The organism is Flavobacterium lipolyticum (genome assembly GCF_020905335.1).
GTDB lineage: Bacteria > Bacteroidota > Bacteroidia > Flavobacteriales > Flavobacteriaceae > Flavobacterium > Flavobacterium lipolyticum.
Window position 1 is genome coordinate 2,133,805 of record NZ_JAJJMN010000001.1, and the last position, 18,678, is coordinate 2,152,482.

General features: G+C 37.4%; 10 protein-coding genes. 3 read left to right on the forward strand and 7 right to left on the reverse strand.

Annotated features, from left to right (window positions below; translation table 11 throughout):
- Nucleotides 1-38 precede the first annotated feature (38 nt).
- On the forward strand, nt 39-3,215 hold the full coding sequence (locus LNQ34_RS09470) for an efflux RND transporter permease subunit (protein WP_202701620.1): 3,177 nt from the start codon (nt 39-41) through the stop codon (nt 3,213-3,215).
- 353 nt (nt 3,216-3,568) lie between these two features.
- Here LNQ34_RS09470 and LNQ34_RS09475 read toward each other — a convergent pair whose 3' ends face one another.
- Complete coding sequence (locus LNQ34_RS09475) at nt 3,569-4,405, reverse strand: hypothetical protein (protein WP_202701621.1); 837 nt, start codon at nt 4,403-4,405, stop codon at nt 3,569-3,571.
- 198 nt (nt 4,406-4,603) lie between these two features.
- On the opposite strand from LNQ34_RS09475, the gene LNQ34_RS09480 reads away from it, so the two are divergent.
- Nucleotides 4,604-5,572, forward strand: a complete 969-nt coding sequence (locus LNQ34_RS09480; RefSeq protein ID WP_202701622.1) for a C1 family peptidase — start codon at nt 4,604-4,606, stop codon at nt 5,570-5,572.
- Nucleotides 5,573-5,858: 286 nt separating this feature from the next.
- Here LNQ34_RS09480 and LNQ34_RS09485 read toward each other — a convergent pair whose 3' ends face one another.
- The 6 genes from LNQ34_RS09485 to LNQ34_RS09510 form a co-directional block, all read right to left on the reverse strand.
- Nucleotides 5,859-11,054, reverse strand: coding sequence for a T9SS type A sorting domain-containing protein (locus LNQ34_RS09485; RefSeq protein WP_229999409.1), 5,196 nt, complete (start codon nt 11,052-11,054; stop codon nt 5,859-5,861).
- 94 nt (nt 11,055-11,148) lie between these two features.
- A complete protein-coding gene (locus LNQ34_RS09490; RefSeq protein WP_229999410.1) occupies nt 11,149-11,586 on the reverse strand; it encodes a retropepsin-like aspartic protease in 438 nt (145 codons plus the stop codon).
- A complete protein-coding gene (locus LNQ34_RS09495; protein WP_229999411.1) occupies nt 11,538-14,195 on the reverse strand; it encodes a CHAT domain-containing protein in 2,658 nt (885 codons plus the stop codon). The genes LNQ34_RS09490 and LNQ34_RS09495 overlap by 49 nt, the downstream gene beginning before the upstream one ends.
- Before the next feature lie 209 nt (nt 14,196-14,404).
- On the reverse strand, nt 14,405-16,357 hold the full coding sequence (locus LNQ34_RS09500) for a PKD domain-containing protein (protein WP_229999412.1): 1,953 nt from the start codon (nt 16,355-16,357) through the stop codon (nt 14,405-14,407).
- Nucleotides 16,358-16,537: 180 nt separating this feature from the next.
- Nucleotides 16,538-17,521, reverse strand: coding sequence for a hypothetical protein (locus tag LNQ34_RS09505; protein ID WP_229999413.1), 984 nt, complete (start codon nt 17,519-17,521; stop codon nt 16,538-16,540).
- A gap of 122 nt (nt 17,522-17,643) precedes the next feature.
- Nucleotides 17,644-17,943, reverse strand: a complete 300-nt coding sequence (locus LNQ34_RS09510) for a hypothetical protein (protein ID WP_202701628.1) — start codon at nt 17,941-17,943, stop codon at nt 17,644-17,646.
- Between the two features lie 148 nt (nt 17,944-18,091).
- Here LNQ34_RS09510 and LNQ34_RS09515 point away from each other — a divergent pair, with 148 nt between their 5' ends.
- The gene (locus LNQ34_RS09515; RefSeq protein ID WP_202701629.1) at nt 18,092-18,676 is read left to right on the forward strand and encodes an RNA polymerase sigma factor; all 585 of its coding nucleotides are present in this window, start codon (nt 18,092-18,094) and stop codon (nt 18,674-18,676) included.
- Nucleotides 18,677-18,678 lie beyond the last annotated feature (2 nt).

An 18,678-nucleotide genomic window follows, 5' to 3' on the forward strand; every position in this document is an offset into this window, starting at 1 on the left:
AGCCTATAGCTTACAGCCTATAGCATAAAGCAAAATATATGAAATTAGCCGAAATATCCATCACACGTCCGTCGTTGGTAATTGTACTCTTTACAATTCTAACATTAGGTGGACTGTTCAGCTACAGCCAGTTAGGTTATGAGCTGATCCCAAAATTTGAACAAAACGTTATTACCATTTCTACCATATACCCGGGAGCTTCTCCAAGTGAGGTAGAAAATACAGTAACCAAGAAAATTGAAGATGCGATCGCATCCTTAGAGAACGTTAAGAAAATTGACTCGAAATCGTACGAGAGTTTATCCATCGTTTCGATTACACTAACATCTGAAGCAAAAGTCGATTTCTCTCTGAATGATGCACAGCGAAAAATAAACGCGATTATTAGTGATTTACCGGAAGACGTAAAAACACCGGCACTAACGAAATTCTCGCTAAGTGATTTACCCATCATGACACTTGGTGCCAACGGAAAAATGGATGAGGCAGAATTTTATGACTTAATTGACAAAAAAATTGCTCCTATCTTATCCCGTGTGCAAGGTGTGGCTCAGGTAAATATTATTGGTGGTTCAGAGCGTGAAATTCAGGTAAACCTTGACGCTTTAAAAATGCAGGGTTACGGACTATCTGTTCCGCAGGTGCAACAAAACATTTTGACTTCGAATCTGGATTTCCCCACAGGAAACATCCAGACTCGTGATCAAAAAATATTAATTCGTTTAGCAGGTAAATACAAAAGTGTTGAAGAATTAAGAAACCTGGTAGTTTCTTCTCAAAACGGAATTCAGGTTCGTTTAAAAGATATTGCCGATGTACAGGATACTCAAAAGATTGCTGAAAAAATATCACGTGTAGATCAGAAAAGTGCGATCGTTTTGCAAATTGTAAAGCAATCAGATGCAAATGCGGTTGCGGTAAGTGAGCATTTATTAAAGACAATTGCTACTCTTGAAAAAGATTATAAAGTAAACCAGTTAAAACTGGAAGTAGCAAAGGATAGTACCGTTTTTACTTTAGAGGCGGCAGACTCTGTAGTACACGATTTATTAATTGCGGTAGTACTGGTAGCTTTCGTAATGTTGTTCTTCCTTCATAGTATCAGAAACTCGCTGATTGTAATGGTGTCGATTCCGGCCTCTTTGATTGCTACTTTTATCGGTATTTATTTAATGGGATATACTCTGAACTTAATGAGTTTATTAGGATTATCTCTTGTAGTTGGTATTCTGGTGGATGATGCGATTGTGGTACTGGAGAACATCTACAGACACATGGAAATGGGTAAAAGCCGAATTCGTGCTTCGTATGACGGAACAGCCGAAATTGGAGGAACTGTAACTTCGATTACCTTAGTAATTGTGGTGGTATTCCTTCCAATTGCGATGAGCTCCGGATTAGTATCGAATATCATTACACAATTCTGTGTGACGGTAATCATTTCAACGATGTTGTCGCTTTTAGCTTCTTTTACCATCATTCCTTGGTTGTCTTCTCGTTATGGTAAATTAGAGCATATTGAAGGAAAGAATTTATTTGGAAGAATCATTCTTGGCTTCGAAAGTTATTTAACACGTTTTACGGACTGGGTTTCTCATTTATTAACCTGGTGTCTGGATCATTATATAAAAACATTTGCAGTAGTAATTGTATTGTTCTTTGCTTCAACAGTTGGTTTAATGGCAGGGGGGTTCATCGGAGGAGAGTTCTTTGCTTCTTCTGATAGTGGGGAGTTCTTAGTTCAAATCGAAATGCCGAAAGACGCTTCGTTAGAGCAAACCAACTTCATGACTCAGAAAGCAGAAGCTTATTTGAAAGGACAAGAATATGTTCACAGCCAGATTACAACGGTAGGGCAAACCAGTGAAGGTTTTGGAGCATCACAGGCAACGGCTTACAAAGCGGAGATCGACGTAAAAATGATCGAACAAAAAGACCGTACCGACGATGCTAACGTTTATGCAGCAAAAATCAAACGAAAGTTAGAAAAAGTATTAGTTGGTGCTAAAGTAAAAACCGTTCCGGTAGGTATCCTAGGAACAGCCGAAGATGCTACATTAGGATTGATCGTAACAGGTCCGTCAACAGAAAGTGCTATGGCATTTGCTAAATTGGCAGAAGCAGAATTACGTACGATTCCGGGAACAACAGAGATTAAATTAACGGTTGAGGACGGAAATCCGGAGATCAACGTTAAAGTAGATCGTGATAAAATGGCAGCGTTGGGTTTAACACTTCAAACCGTTGGTTTAACCATGCAGACTGCTTTTAGTGGAAATACGGACGGTAAATACAGAGCTGGTGAATACGAATACGATATCAACATCAGATACAATGCCTTCGACAGAAAAAGTATTACTGACGTTAGTAATCTGATTTTTGTTAATGCAGCTGGTCAACAAATTAAATTGTCGCAGTTTGCAGACATTACAGAAGGTTCAGGACCTAGCCAGTTAGAGCGAAGAGACAAATCGGCTTCGGTAACGGTTAAAGGACAAAACGTTGGGGTACCATCAGGAACAATTGTTCAGCAATGGCAAGTGAAATTAGACAAATTGAAAAAACCAGCCGGTGTAAACTACATCTGGGGTGGTGACCAGGAGAACCAATCAGAAGGATTTGGTACTTTAGGAATCGCTTTATTGGCCGCTATTATCTTGGTTTACCTGGTAATGGTTGGACTTTATGACAGTTTTGTTCACCCGTTTGTCGTGTTATTTGCTATCCCGCTTTCGTTTATCGGTGCGATGTTAGCCTTGGCTTTGACCAACAACTCATTGAACATCTTTACGATTTTGGGGATCATCATGTTGATCGGTCTGGTGTGTAAGAATGCGATCATGTTGGTCGATTATACGAACCAGAGAAGAGCGGCAGGGGAATCCATTCGTACCGCATTAATCCAGGCCAACCACGCTCGTTTGCGTCCAATTTTGATGACCACTATTGCGATGGTATTCGGTATGTTCCCAATTGCATTAGCATCAGGAGCAGGAGCTGAGTGGAAAAACGGTTTGGCATGGGTAATTATCGGAGGATTGATTTCGTCTTTATTCCTTACCTTAATTGTGGTTCCGGTTATTTATAATATCATGGAGAAAATTATTTATAAATTCTCTAAAGGAGAAAAAATCAACTACGAAGCTGAAATGTTCGCGGATTATACGCCAACAGAATTAAGTGAAGATGGTTTTAATCCTAAACATACCCATTAATAGTTTTGATTTTTAATAGCGAAATTCTATAGCCCGAACTTGGAATTTCAATGAAAGATCCCAGATTCCTTTACTAAAATTGGAATTTGGGATTTTTTATGGTTTAAGAGCTGTTAGCTGTTGATGAAAAATTGATCAGGGAGAACGTTCATAAAAAAATCTTTTGGATGTGATTCAAAAAAAAATATTCAACACATAGAAACATAGATTTTTAACAAACGATAAAGAATACTTAAAAGAAATACATTTCTTTCATTCCGATGCATCGGGAAGTTTTATTTGAAGTGAAATGCCTAGTTTTCAATTAAAAAAAGCTATGTTTCTATGTGTTAAAAAAAGTTAGACCCAACGGTTTAAATGAGAACTTTTTTGATGTGCTGGTTTTCTATAGCCGAGTGTATTTTAGTTGAGATCTCGTTATAATCAGGGTTGTAGTTGTCCCATATTTTCCAGACATCGTCTCTTTTTTTAATGAAATAAGTCTGTCTGTTCACCTTATTCAGTACAATTGTAGTAACGTCATTTTCGTTTTTCCATTCCAGATTCCAAAACTCCTTCACCGTAAGAATTGCGATATTTTCTTCCAGACTTGAAATCTTAAAATCATAAAGCTCAAAATTAGACCGATTATCTTCACAGTTTAAATGATATTTTAAAGTCGAATAATTTTCAAAAAGATCCTTGATCCTTTTTGCAAAAGGTCCTTCTTTGAATACAAAATCGCATAATCCCTCCATACTAACGACAGGTAATTTTTGTAAAGAATTAAACTCTTCCTGACAATAATCGCTAATCAGTTTTTCAAAAAAGGCACCCGATTCCATTTTATTTTCAGACTGTAAAGTTTTTACAGCGTCTGTCGCTTCATCATTCAGAAAATGGTTTAAAGAAGGATAGCCGATAAAAATAGCCAGTTTGTCCAGACTCTTTAAAAACCGCAAATCAGAGTTTTTGGTTTTAGAAGAGTCATTGGTGAAAATCCTTTGCAAGGTCATGCTCGAGATCGAACATCCAAGCTCATTTCTTTTGGAGCCCTGCATAAATTCCGATTTCTCTAAAACATCAGAGATTATTTCCGAAAGGATAATGTAGTGCGCTCTTTTCCAATCTGTAACACCAGAGAGCGTACTGTTTTGTATGATTGGATGTGATTGTATGCCCTTTATTAATTTTTCTATTATGATTTCCATAGGCGAATTTTTTAATAATTGACGTTCGTTTTGACGATAATTAAATACAATTCCTGTTAATTAAATCCTGATTATAGATTTGTGTGTAAGATAAGTTAGTGTTGTGATCTTTTTAGTGTTAATGTTCTGCTAAAATTAATAATAAATTCGTTAAATAATTTAACAAATTAAAAATTAACAACAAAACCCAAAAGAATTATGAAAAAACTATTTACCAAATTTTCGATTAAAAAACTGGCACTTGTACTGCTGGCATTGCTTGCTTTATACTCTTGTGAGAAAGGAAATGACCAGGCTGATGCCGTTGCTCAGGACAAATTAATGGACGGTAATGTCGATCTTTTAGACAAAGGAAGATACGGACTTGCTCAGATGCCGGATGCCTATTTAAAAAGTATTGAATTTTTAACTCCCGTTGATTATCGTGCGAGAATTGCGGAGTTACGACCAGATTTAGTGACAAGCACCCAAAAAATGTCTTTGACGGCTAAAGTTGCGGCCGCAAAAAACTTACCGACTCCACCGGTTGGAGATCAGGGAAGCGAAGGTTCCTGCGTAGGCTGGGGAGTGGGTTATGCGGCACACAGTATTGCCCGGTACCTTAATAATTCAGTACATCAAAGCAATTGGAGCGGGGCTTCAAGAAGTGCGGCCTATATTTACAATCAGATAAAACTGGGGAATTGCGGAGCAGGTTCTTACCCGAATGATGCCATGAATTTGATCAAAAATCAGGGAGAATGTTCAGAGGCTCAAATGCCTTACATTGCCGGAGGATGTAATACTCAGCCTTCAGCTCAGCAAAAAACGTGGGCTGCCGCCAGAAAAACGGGAGGATGGTTTAATGTGAATCCAAGAAGTACAGCTGATATCAAGTATTATCTGAATCAAAATTATGCTGTTGCAGTGTGTTTTGATGTCAATCAGAGTTTTTATGATATCCGTAATAACAACCATGTTTGGTCCAGTCTTTACGGCAGCAGACAAGGAGGTCACTGTGTTTGTATCATAGGATATGACGATGCTACCGGACTTTTTAAAGTACAAAATTCCTGGGGAGCAGGTTGGGGACGCAGCGGGTTCTTTTATGTAACGTACAACAATATTGCTAACGGTGCTTTCAATTGGGCAGGATGTATTATTCCAAATCCCGGAGCGAATTCTTAACGGTACAATTAATTCAAGCCATTGGTTGTAATCGATTTAAACACATAGGAACATAGATGTAGTTGTCTCAAAAAGGCGCTTCACTAATTTTTAAAAATACATCAGCTATGTGAGAGAAAAATATCTCTCTGTAGTATTCTTTTTAGGCGAAATGACTATGTTTCTATGTGTTGAATATTATTTTTTTTGAATTGCACTTAATGGGATAACTCAATTAAAAAAGGAGACGGTCTAAAATCAGACAGTCTCCTTTTGTTTTATAGAAAGTGATGGGCTTTTGGTGGTTTTATTTCTTCACTATTTTAATGGTTTTGATTTGTCCTTCAGCTTTTACTTTAAGGAAATAAAATCCTGTAGCCACATTGGATAAATCAATTTCAGATTGTGTATGGTTTATGCTCTTCGTTAAAATAGTCTTTCCGGAAACCGAGATTAATTCAATTTTATCAATAACCGATGGGTTCTGTATCGATAAGTTGTGTTGAACTGGATTTGGATAAAATCTGAAATCCTGCAGCACAAAATCAGGTGTCGCAAGCGATCCGTTTACTTTTGCTGTAACGGCAAGACGTTCCGTACTTTCGATTCCGTCTATGGTTTGAGAGGCATAATACGTAACGCCGTCCACTAAAATAGTGTTCGGTGGCAAAGGAGTTTCTGAAGTTTTACTTGTTTTACCTGTTGAAAGGCCTTTAGTGCTGTACCATTTTATGTTCTGACCTTCGATAACAAGATCTCCTAAAGTTTGGCCTGGTTTAAAATCGATTGTTATTGTTTTTTTTCCGCCTATTAAAGGTGCAGGAGGATCTATGGTAACATGAATTAATGCAATACATCCCATAGCGTCTCTTGCAGACACCTGATACATCCCGTAGTTGAAAACTGTAAAAGTGTTGCTTGACTGAAAAATGTTTAAATCTAATGAATATTGATACGGTGCAGTGCCACCGGTTGCGGTAACAGTTATATTTTGATTGTCGATTGTTGCCGAAACCGCTATAGGAATTGGTGCTTGCAGTATTAAATTGATTGTTTCTGTACAATTATTAGTATCTCTTACAGTTATGGCGTAAACACCCGCATTTAAATTCATAAAGTTATTGCTTGTCTGGTAAGGACTTCCATTTATGGAATATGTATATGGTGCTTGTCCACCTATAGCATTTGCCATGATTGCTCCGTTTGAAACGCAGGATACTGAGGAAGTAACTACTGCAGTAAGATGTAATGGATTTGGAGCTACAATCGTTGTTACAAAAGTATAGATAGCATTATTAGCATCACGCACTTTTATGCTATAGCTGCCCGGAGAAACTGTAAAAGTATTGGAGAGGTTATAAGTTACACCATTATCCATTGAATATTGATAAGGAAAGACACCTCCCGATGCCGTTACGGTTATTGTTCCCATTGGATTATTACAACCTGGCTGAATAACAGTAGCCACAGCTAAAAGTGGATAAGGAGCCGAAATGGTTACCTGATTTTGTAACGAAGAACAGCCTTTAGCATCCTTAACAATCACACTATAAGTTCCGGGAGCCAGATTATTAAAGGTATTTGCGCTTTGCGCCGGAACTATGATTGTATTATTGCTGTTCAAAAGGGTGTAAGTATAAGGAGCTGTACCTCCAGTCGCATTTACGATTAGAGCTCCGTCGTTACTGGTTGCAGTTGTTGCATTTATAATGATTAATGTACTATCAGGAGCAGTACGGGGGGCTATCGTAGCGTTTACTGCTGCGATACAGCCATTGCTGTCTTTGGCCTTTAAGGTATAGGTTCCGGGAGTTAAAGTGAAAGTATTCGATGCTAAAAATGTATTAGATTCGTTAAAAGAATAGGTGTAAGGCGGTTGTCCTCCGATTGCTGTAATGGTTGCAATATCAAAATCATTACAATTTTGAGCCTGATTAATGGCTACATTTGCCACGAAAGAAACCGGTGCTTCTATAGTGAATACGGTACTAAAGCTGCATCCATTTGCATCTCTGACTTCCAGAATATAATTTCCTGGATTTACACCCGTATAGAAAGAACTAGATTGAAAAGGAAGACCGTTTAAGGAATATTGATACGGAACTGTACCGCCAACGGCATTAATAACTACATCACTTACAGGGGAATAGCAATTTGTAATGGGCGTATGAGCGACAGTCGCTGTTAAAGGAACAGGCTGTTCCAGCGTTATAGCATTTACAAGTGCAGTACAATTTAAAGTATCTTTTACCAGAATAGAATAAGTACCTGCAATTAAATTAGTAAAAACGGGATTGGAAGTATAAGTAACCCCATTGTCTATTGAATATTGATAAGATCCGTTACCTCCTGAAACGATAACATCTATAGTGCCATTACTAAGGCAGTCTATCGTTTTGGTGATGAAAGCTGTAGCAGTTAAAGGGTTTGCAGGACTTATAACAGCAGTTATAGAAGCTGTAGTAGCTTGTGAATCTTTAACTTTTATGAGATAACTTCCTGCAATAAGATTACTAAAAACATTTGAAGAAGTATAACTATTCCCGTTGTCTATGGAATATTCATAAGGAGCCAAACCTCCAGTTGCAGTAACAATAATTCTTCCGTTAGAAGTATTACAGTCGATAGGAGTTATTTCAGCTGAAGCGGAAAGAACAGGTGACGGAGAAATTTCTAAATAATCTGATTGAAAATAACAGCCGTTTGCATCGATAGTTCGAACCTTATAAATTCGTGCAGGCAGATTATTAAAAGTATTAGAGTTCTGAGGATCTACCACAACTACATTATTACTTTCTAAAGAGTACCTGTAAGGCGGCGTTCCACCTGTTGCCAATGCAGTAATCGAGTTACCATTAACAGCAAGTGTTGTTTGTATTAAAGTAGGTTCTGATAATGTGACAGATACAATAGCCTGGCAGCCATTTTTGTCCAAAACCTTTATGGTGTGAGTTCCCGAGTGAACATTTTTAAAAGTATCACTAGTCTGAAATGGGCCGTTGTCAAGAGCGTAGGTATAAGGGGACTGTCCCTGAGTTACATTTGCTTTTATTATACCATCAGCAGAACTATTACAACTTATTTGTGAGACAATTTCAGCTGAAACCAATACTGGTTTTGCACCAGATATAGTAATCAGAGCGCTAGTCCTGGAACCATTTGAATCCCGAACCGTTACGCCATAGCTCCCGGCATTTAAATTAGAAAAGACATTTGAATCTATAAACTTCTCCGGATTAGACATGGAATACTGATAAGGAGCTGAGCCTCCGTTTGGTGTGACCGTTAGAGTAGCTTTTGAATCCGTACAGGTTATAAGAGTCGAAGTAGCGCTTGCCGTAAATGGAATCGATTCAGAAATAATGATATTTGAGAATAGAACTTGGCCGCCTTTTGCGTCTGATACTATTATGTCGTAGGAACCATTGATTAGGTTTGTAAATACATTTGACTGAGTTGTAGTTAATGGAAATCCCGAAGACTTCCGAAGCATATAATTATAAGGTGTGATACCCCCACTGGTAGTAATGGTAACGGTACCTTTGTCGACCACATAAGAAGAAACAAGCGGGGTAGGCTCTACTACTGTTATAGGAATACTTACCGTACATTTATTAGGGTCTTTTATAGAAATAGTGTGATTACCATAAGTTACCATTCCAAAAATTCTCGAATCCTGATAACTACCTCCATCAAGGGCGTATTGATATTTTCCATAACCTCCGCTTGCATTAACGGTTACAGTTCTGTAAAAATAGGTAATTTCGGCAGTTATCGGAGCAGGATCTTCTAATAGTACTGTTGTCGAAACAATACAGCCGTTAGCATCTTTTGCAGATAAAGTGTAATTCCCTGCGGCCAAATTTTCAAATACGCTATAAGAAGTATAAGGTCCTCCGTTTATGGAATAAAAAACAGGCGATTTTCCGTTATTTGTCATTCCCGTAATTGAACCATTAGAGTCTCCATGACACAATATTCTTTGTTGTGTTGTCGTTATTTCGGGTATTTTTATTGGATTTATAGTGGCAGTTGCGGAAACTAAAGCATTTTGTGCATCAAGAACTTTTAAATTGTAAGTCCCCGCATTTAAATTAGAGAATACATTAGAATTACTATAAGTATTTCCGTTATCTATTGAATATTGATAAGGCAAAGTTCCACCATTTGGAGTAATCGTAATCGTTCCGGTAGTAATGACGCACGTAATTGGAGTTACTGCCGCTGTCGTAGTAAGCGGTGTAGGTTCATTAAGGATATTAATTCCTTTTTGTGAAAGAATACACCCACGACTGTCTGTTACAATAGCTTCATACGATCCGGCTGCTAAACCTGTAAACGGATTAGTCGTCTTAGAAGGAATTAGTTTTCCATTGCTGTCTTTAAGGGAATAGTTATATGGGGCAGCACCACCGGAAACCATTAGATTTATTTTTCCCTCATTCGTAGCATTGCTGTCATTTGTTATAATTGGGTTTATAGTTATAGCAGGATTAATAAGAGGCATAGTTAAACTAAAAAAAATAGTACATCCGGTTGCATCCTTTATTTTTACCGTATAGTTTCCAACGCTTAAATTTTTGAAAACATCCATCGTTGTAAACTCATTTCCAATAGAATATAGGTAAGGAGCTTTTCCCCCTGTCCCGGTAACTTGAAAAGTACCGTCGTTTCCTCCCGAACATGTAACGCCTGTCCTGTAGTTAACCAACCATGACAATGGTTTTAAAGATTCTACCACTATTGTTTTTGAAGCGACACAGCCATTACCATCCCGAACATATACCGTCTGATTTCCGGGGCTTGGATTGATAACAGCATTGTTTTGCGTATAAGTAACTCCAAAATGTGAATATTCATAATTAGAATTCCCCCCACTTCCTGAAATGACTATTCTTGGAACACAATTTACATATTCAACTTTTGCTTCAGCCGTTAAGAGGGGAGGTTCTGTGATCTGAACAACTTGAGTCATCGAAGTACAGCCTAAGGCATCTTTTAGGGTTATCGTATGAGGGCCAGGTGACAAATTGGTAAAGGTACCTACAGGATTACCAGTATAAACCGTAAAAGGACCTCTATCCAGACTATAAGTGTAAGGTGCTTTACCTCCTGATGGCAAGATAGTTATGATGCCATTATTTTGTCCGAAACAGCTGATAGCTGTTGTAAGAGGAGTAAAGTTTATCTGATCATATACTTTTATATTAAAGTAATTAGTCGTTACACTTCCATTGTTATCTATTCTGGCGTAAATAGTTCTGGAACTTTCTGCACTGGTATAATTTGCCGGATTTGCTATAGCATTTAAGTTATCAGTTGCATCTGCAAGGCTTAAATGATAACTAACCGTTGTTTCGGCAGGGTTTAAATTACCAATTAAAAGTGTTTTTTGAGTAGTTAAATTAAAGGAAGTATCCCCGTAACAATGCTCGATATCACTGACCTGAGCATAAAAATAATTAGAAAACAGTAAAATAAAAAAAAGTAGAGTTTTTTTCATACGTATCGGTTTGTTAAAATAGGCAAACAAATATATACAAAAAAACGTACTAAAACTCTAGTGTTGGGATTTGGAATTTAAAATTTGTAATCGATTATTTCAAGTACAAATAATGATTGTAATAATCGATAATTGCTTTACCTTCAAGCAGAACATCGGCACCAATAATGCCATGAACCGGTTTTGCTTTGTAAGATTCCAGAGCTTCATTGACATGGGAGAGATCAAAAATTACCAGACTAAAATCGTGGTTTTTCCAACTTCCAAGCTGTAGGCGATTGTGCTTTGAAATTTGGGTTAACATTCCCGTTCCTCCGGCACCCGAAGCTTTGGTTTTAGACTTTTTTGCCGTCAGTTCAAAACGTTCAATACTTTCAAATCCTACACAGGAATTAGAGGCACCGGTATCTAAAATAAAATTTCCCGAAACACCGTTGATTTTTGCCTTAATCGATAAATGCTGCGTTTTGGTGACATTGAATTTTATTTTTCTGTATTTCTCTTTTTTGAGAACCTCGTGAAGATTTTCCATTTTCGATTGTGATTGAAAACCAAAAATAAACCAATTACCCCCAATAAACTAATGATATAAAAGATATAATTTGTCGGTTGTTTCTCTGTTTGGATAGCACCATAGTATACAAATGAACTCCAGTAATACGGAGATTTTTTAGCATTCGAAATGGACTTGTTCTGTAAAAAAGCGCGTTTTGCATTTGTATTGGCCTCTGTATAGGATTGCCCTTTTTTGATGTTTTCATAAAAATCAGTCATAAAAACAGAGGTCGTGTAATCATTCACTTTCCATAACGAAAACAATAAATTCTGAGCTCCTGCAAATTGAAATCCTCTGGCCACGCTCATGGCACCTTCGCCTTTGTACAATTTACCGATTCCGGTTTCGCAGGCGCTCAAAACTACTAAATCAGGATTGACATTCAGATGGTATAATTCCGAATATAAAATTTCCTGATCGTAAAATTTAATGCTCGCAGGATTTTCAATATCACCCGAAGAAGCGTGAGTGCTCAAATGTAAAATCGAATAATGGTTTGCATCATTCTTGAAATTAGAGAAAGTAGCTTTTGAATTTTCCAGATATTTTCCTTTAAAATTACTTCTAATGGCCTCTAGTTCCTTTTTAGAGTAATCCAATTCAAAAGAAGTATTTTCGAAAACTGGAAAAACCCCAAAAATAGTATTTTCTGAATTTGAAACGGGCTTAGGGTTAACATAAAGGTTTGCTGAAGTAGCATAAGTAATCCTGAAATCATTCAGTAAATAATACATCTTGGCAAAATTGGTGGTTTTTGAGTCATTTGTAATCAAAGCCTCAAAAGGTAAGAAGTTTAAAATGCCATCGGGAACAATGATGAGGTTTTGGTAAATAGTATTTCGCGGCATTTGCAATAAATCATATACTTTTTTACCATAGTAGCTGTATCCCGAAATATCGTTTGTAATAGCAGCTGAGGTATTAAAATAGTTTATAAATTTTACAATATTCAGCATGGCTGTATGTGCCGTGTAGAGACGATTGAGACTGATTCGGTTGTTCTGCAAGGTGAAATAATACAAATTTTCAGCTCCCATAAAGTAGTAAACCATAACTGATTTGTCTTTTTCCAATTTCGAAAATAAGGTTTTTAGATCGCTGATCTCAGGAAGTAAATCCGGGCTTTTAGATTGAATTTGCTTTAGAGAGAGCATCACTTCGTTCTGTTTTTGGATTGCTCTGTTGATGTTTGCAATATTGGCCAGACTGCCCTTTTGCTGTTCTTTTACAATAACATTGTTTAAATTTTGAAGCTGCTGTAAAAGTGATTTCTCCTCTGTTGTTGCCTTTTTGATATTCGATTGATAACTTTTTAAAACCCCGGATTTTGTTTTTTCGGCCAATTGAAAAGCCTTTTCCAGATATTCCGTTTTGTTTTCTTTTTGAAACAAACGATCATAAATCAAAAGGCATTTTTCGGTACGATTTCGGGAACGAGTCTGGTTGATTATCCTGGAGTTTTCGTAAAGAGTAGTGTTCATCAATACTTCTTCGATATGAAGCGAAAGTTCGTAAGATTCCAATGCTTTTTTAAGCTGATTTTGACTCAGGAAAAGCTGAGCCTGTAAATCGAGTGCATCGATTAAAACCGTTTCGGCATACAATTGATTTTGATTTGGAAGAACATTCTGTGGCGTATAATTTGCGATTAAAAGTTTAAAAACGGCTTTAAGCTGTTTCGTGCTTTCAGCATATTTTCCTTCATCAAAAAGCAATAAGGCTTTTTCATAGTACAGCTTTGCTATTTTTCGGGTTTGTACATGAGGTGTTTGCAGTAGAAGCTTTTCTGCTTTCGCTAAATAAGAATTGGAAGCTTCAAATTGATGTCTTTGCCGATTTAGCATCGCCAGATTCCGGTAAGAATTAGACAAAGTCTCAGATTGATTTTTCTCGCTTTTCAAATAATTTACAGACGACTCAAAAGTGTTTTCAATTTTCTGATACAGTTCAGGACGCATTAAATCTCCAGTGGAACTTAGCAAGTAATTATTACCCAGATTATTTAGTGCGATTCCTTTCTGAGCATTAGACAGTTTCTCTGTTTTTAGGATTTGTTCCAATAAATCAATGGCCGGATTGAATTTGCCCGAGCTCTGATATACATTGGATAAATTTAGAATTGCAGCAAATTTTTGCTTTTGGGCATCCGGATAATTAGGAGTAGTGTTGACAATAAAGAAATACTGTTTTATGGTGTTTTCTGCGCTGTCGTAATCGCCCAAAACGGTATATAAATTGCCTAAGGGTTTCAGGCAGTATTCGATAATATCGTAATCTGAAAGTTTGTTTTTCTGATAAATCTGCCAGGCTTTTTCATAACTCGCAACGGCCTTTTCAGCTTTCCCAAATTGATTTTCATAATACGCTTTATTGCAGTTTAAAACCACAATCGCCAGTAATTCGTCTTTGGTTTTGGACTTCGGATTTTTCCAGAACACAGATTCTGTATTAGTGAGATCTTGTAGCGCTTTGGGGGAAGGATTGGCAATAAAAGAGTCAATTGCGGTATATATTTGATCTTCCTGATTCTGTCCAAACAGAAAAAGAGTTGAGAAGAAAAATATGTAGCAGTATCGTTTTATCATTGTTTAAAATTTTCGCCACGAATTCACGAATTCTGGTCTTTTCTCAGAAATTCACAAAGAAGGTTTGCCACGAATTCACAAATTCTCAAGATTTTTTATTTGTTACTTTCTTTGATGCTTTATGTGTTTGTAAAAATTCGTGAATTCGTGGCAAAAAAAACTTAGTGTGTCTCCGTGAAAATTCTCTGTGCATCTCCGTGGCATAACTCCTAAAATTTCCAGATTCCATAAAACTGAAAATAGTTGAAATTCTGCTCAAAATTAATCACATAACGTGCCCCAAAACTCGGTCCGATTCTGGCAAATCCGGCTGTTAAATCGAATAGAACCCCCGTTTTAAAATTCCCAAAACCGTTCTTTATCGAATTAGATTCTGATCGGGTACTGATTAGAAACTGATCATTTCCACCTTCAAAGTTTTCCACTTTTTTTGTTTGATTCTGTTCTGATGAAACATCAAAATTGGCCTGGATTCCAGCTCCCACTCCGATATAATTGTTAAGGTTATACCGAATCAAAACCGGGATTTCCCAGTTTACATTTTTGTTTTCGGTTGTCGTGGTGGTACGTTGCAATTGCTTCACGCCATTGGCACCAGCCACAGTCTGATCGATCACTGTTCGGCCGCTTTCGTATTTGTTCAGGGCGTTAATCCATTCTGCCTGCCAATAAAAACGATACGATTTAAAAGGCGAAATGGTCGCCCCCACAAAATAACTCGTTGATTTTTCCAGATCAGGATACAAATTATAACCGGCTTTCGCTCCAATTGAAATTCCGGGAAGGAATCGGGTTGTGGCGTAGTTGGTAATGATGGGCTCGTTTTTATCAAAAATAATAGCAGTTCGGCTTCGGGTTTTTACTTTATGAAAGTCCTCACCAAACTTCATCGAATACTTTACAAAACCCTTTGTACTGTCTTTTTCATGTACATTTTTCTGTTCGCTTCCGGGTAAGTAAATGTTTTTGAAGGTAAAAAAGATTTGATTCTTTTTGATAATGGTATCCAGACAGCTTGTCGTTGGAACTTCATCTTTTGGACAGATGGGGCATTTGGGGTATAGGTCTTCAATCTGGAAGGTTTTTTTGTCGAACATATCCGGAATATCCGTTTCAAGTCTAATCATTCGGGCAGGGCCTTCACCGTTGTTTTGAAAACGTGTTTTAAAATTTACTCTTTTAAAACGAACCAGTCTGTAATTCATAAAACGCCCGTTGGATCCCATTTTGTTAGGATCGTGAGACGTTACGATTTCCATTTCCAGATTCTTGATTTTATGATTTTTATAACTTCGGTTCGGAACAAAAATACCGCGCATGGTAACCGTTGCACTAGTATCTTTGATCATTTCGGGAGTCGTTTTAAAAGTATAAAAAACATTTCGGGTTTCATTGGGATTGGCATCGTCAAACTCTAAAACCGAAACATTATGATAGGTTTTATGGGCGTCGAGTAAGGAAGCATCCAGGTCTTCTTCGCTGGTTGTATTTCTGTATTTTTTGGCTTTAAAAGTGTTTTCAGCAGAAGCAGTATAATTTTTAGAATCGTCCAGATCTCCTACAGAGGCAACGGTTTTTTCCTTTACTTCACGCTCGCTGGCGTAGGTTCTGTAATCAATCAGTTCGAAATTATTATTCTTAAATTGCTTCTCGTTATAAAACAAATACAGTTTTCCGCTGGAGACATAATTCTCCAGATTCTGATAACTCACTACGACTACCATTTGCTGTTCCGGAATCGGGTCACAGTTTTTTAAAATAGCAAATCCGTTTTGATCGGCTAAAGAAGCAATGTCTTTATAATTGGTGTCGGTAAGGTCATTTACGGCTACTTTTTTCGGGCGTGTTGCCGGAGGTTTTCCATTGTCGTAATTGTTGGTTACGGCAAGTCTGGTAGTATAGGTTCCTTTGTTTTTGTAGACATGTTTGGGTTCGGCTTCCTTGCTGTAATGTCCGTCACCGAGTTCCCACAAATAAGAATAACTGGGTTTTGGAGCACCGGCAATAGGAATTAAAGGAGGCGTTTCGGGTTTATAAGTAACCGCATTTCCGTTCTGAATGAAAACAATATTGGCCCTTCGGGTTATGGTGTCTTTTACCTTCGTTTGTCCCATTGCAAGAATAGAAAATAGCATCAATAAAATAGACGATAGTGGTTTCATAACTAGAGGTTTTTAGCCCTGATGGGAGCGGCATCCTTTTGTCACGGGGTTCGGGACAAAAGATACAGCGAACAGCAGGATTAGCTTCTGAAAAGCATCAGAATTGATTTGAAAACTGGATTAAATGTAAAAAAAAGTGATGAGCAAATCATCACTTTTTCTTAAAAAGTATTTTGTAACTTACTGAATAGCATTGATTGCGGCTACCAATTGTGCTTCAGTTCCCACTGTTGTCTCCCCGAGTGTAAAGGTGTACACATCATTTGCAGCAACAGTTACTGCTTTAATTGCATATCGCCATTGGCCATTGTCCTCGGTTACAAAAATTACATGACATTTTAGACCAATTGGAATTTGTCCGTAGTGCTCGCTAAACAATCCGGCAGGAGTATAAGTATCTAATTTTGCAAGCGCATTAGTGCCCTCACCATCATAAGACAAATAAACCGCACTGTTGTTATTGTCATAACCATCAGGAGCATCAACCAAAAGAGTAGTCTTCGGTCTTGGGTCACTGTAAAAACGGTCAACATTTGTCCATCCAAAATTGCCAAAAGTCACAAAGTAATTGGTTCCTTCACCCTGAACGCCGCCTTTACCTCCGGTTCCGTCAGCATTTGGTTTAGGCTGTTCCCATGCCAGTTCCCCTTTCTCATCAATCTTACCGACCCATAAAGTCATAGCATTGTCTACACCATCTGTTAAAGCCGCAGGCACAATTAAATTCATAGAACAGGAACTTTTAAGTTCAACGCCACCCTGAGTAGCTCTGATGAAAAACTCTCCACCGGAAATCAATAGATTTTTCTTTCCGTCAGGCATAACTCCCATAGTAGGTTTGTTGGTAACCAACATCGTTCCTTTGTCAAAAAGTTCAATGTACTCAATTGCAACTGCCCCCGTTACCGCAACTCCATTTTTGGTAAGACAATCCCCGTTGATGCTTAGTTTTACTCCTTTGGCCGAAGTTACTGTTACCACGCCGGTTCCGGCAGTAATGGTAAAGTTTTGTGTGTTTTTTTTTACCCCTTGTTCACTTATGCTTTTAAAAGCAGTAGCCGAGGGTGGTAAAATAAGAGCATCGTCGCCGTCACTATTGTCGCAGCTTACAAAACTCATTGCCAGTAAAAATAAAAGTCCGATTTTTTTAAAATGTGTGTTCATGATTTCTAGTTTTTTATAAATCTGTCCTGATGATCAGGTGGTTTTCAGATTTCGGTTGTTAATTGTATTGGTATATCAATTTGGATTTGATATTGTTACCCCTGTTTTTGTTTTTTCTGAGTTTATTCTGAAAGACACCTGTCTTCAAATAAATTGCCGTCTTCATCTACAGCAACAAGAATGCTTGTCTTTCGTGAAAGTGTTATTGTAAAATAGATCCATACTGTAATCCAGAGTCCGAATGTGATACAGGTCAGAAAGAGGTGCAGCGGATGATTGATTGCTTTTGGTTTTTTGGATAAAACCACATACGGGAGCTTTTCATTATGCTCCACAACCACAAATCCATTTCGTGTTTTGGCAGAAATCATCTGATGAAATTGATCCAAACTCTTTTCGTTTATAAATTGATAGGTTTCCATTTTCCTGATTTTTGATGGTTTTTAGATTCTTCTCTGAGACTATTTTAGGAGCTCTTTACTATTACATCAACTTGATTTGTTAATTGTTACCTTATGACATGAAATTTATTTCCAATTGTTTTTTAAATTAGCTACAAAATGATTCTTTATGGTTAAGAGTAAAATTCATCCCGATCAAATGTATATTGAAGGCATTGCTGCAAATAACTCTGCAGTCATTCAAAGCATTTACAAAAAATTCGTTCCCAAGGTGGTCATGTTTGTCATGAACAATTCCGGAGATAAGGAACATGCTCAGGATGTGGTTCAGGAAGTCATGATTTTACTTTTTAATCAGGCCAAAGCGAAGACATTGCAATTGACTTGTCCTTTTGACGCTTACTTTTTTTTATTGTGCAAAAGGAAATGGCTTAACGAACTTAAAAAAACATCCAATAAAGGGGTAACAATTAATGAGGATGCAGTATCTATGAATGAATCTGCTCTTGAATTAATTGGTCAAACCGAAGAATTTGATGAAAGACAACAGCTCTTTGATGTCATGTTTCAAAAATTGGGAGACAAATGTCAGGAGTTGTTAAAACTAAGTTTCACCACCAAAACCATGGAAGAAGTTGCAGCGAAACTCAATGTGACTTACGGGTATGTTCGTAAGAAAAAATCGTTGTGCGTAGGGCAATTGACACAGTGGATTCAGGAAGCCGGGAATTTTAAATCGTTAAAAAATAATTAGTC